The following is a 1,126-nucleotide window of genomic DNA, read 5'->3' as shown; positions in this document are numbered from 1 at the left end:
TGCGCCCACAAAAATAATCAAACCGCGTTTCGTCATTGCTAGAGAGTTAATAACTTCTGGAAGCGCGAGGTCTTCAATACGTGGGATATTCGTTTCGATACGACGCAGCACCATACCGATAAGGTTACGTTGAGAGAATGCGGATACACGAAAACGACCAATTCCTCGTGCACTGAGGGCATAGTTACATTCGTTTTTTTCAGTAAATTCGTCGCGTTGTTTGTCGTTCATGGTGTCAAAGACAATCTCACGACACATTTCTGGTGTCAGAGATTGCTTTGTGACAGGGACGATCTTGCCATGGATTTTANTGCTAGGTGGAACGCCTGCTGTGATAAAGAGGTCTGAGCCTCCTTTTTCAACCATGATTTTTAAGAGTCGATCAAAGTCCACGTTTTCTTCCTTAACTTGTCTTGCATCCGATAAATAAACTTATCGGCTAATTCTTAGAAATTTTCAGGGATTTTTGCTTTTTCGCGTGCTGTATCGCGATTGATATGGCCTTTGCTAAGCAAGTTTTGCAAGCACTGGTCGAGCGTCTGCATACCAATGCTGGCCCCTGTTTGTATTGCCGAGTACATCTGTGCAACTTTATCTTCACGAATAAGGTTACGTATCGCTGGTGTACCAATCATGATTTCATGTGCGGCAACACGACCACCATTTGATTTCTTCAACAGTGTCTGCGAGATAACGGCTTGTAGAGATTCTGAAAGCATGGAACGAACCATAGCTTTTTCTTCCGCTGGGAATACATCAACGACACGGTCAATTGTTTTGGCAGCAGATGTGGTGTGGAGAGTGCCAAATACTAAGTGACCTGTTTCTGCAGCGGTTAGTGCCAATCGGATGGTCTCAAGGTCACGAAGCTCACCAACTAGAATAATATCGGGGTCTTCACGAAGTGCCGATCGCAGTGCTTCGTTAAAGCCTAAGGTGTCACGATGTACCTCACGTTGGTTCACGAGACATTTCTTACTTTCGTGAACAAATTCTATTGGATCTTCGATGGTCAGAATGTGGTCGTAGCGATTGTCATTAATGAAATCGATCATTGCCGCTAGCGTTGTTGATTTACCAGAACCGGTTGGGCCGGTTACCAGTACGAGACCACGAGGTACCTCAG

The 1,126-nt window shown here is 44.9% G+C and carries 1 protein-coding gene and 1 pseudogene; both read right to left on the bottom strand.

Annotated features, from left to right (window positions below; all coding sequences use genetic code 11):
• Positions 1-393 (bottom strand): annotated as a pseudogene (locus tag A3739_RS02250) (type IV pili twitching motility protein PilT); the annotation flags it as partial.
• 53 nt (positions 394-446) lie between these two features.
• On the bottom strand, positions 447-1,126 hold a 680-nt coding region (locus A3739_RS02245; RefSeq protein ID WP_068500081.1), incomplete at its 5' end, for a type IV pilus twitching motility protein PilT.

The organism is Oleiphilus sp. HI0067 (assembly GCF_001635735.1).
Note: the sequence above shows the minus strand (reverse complement) of the source record. Positions and strands in the feature narration are given on the sequence as shown.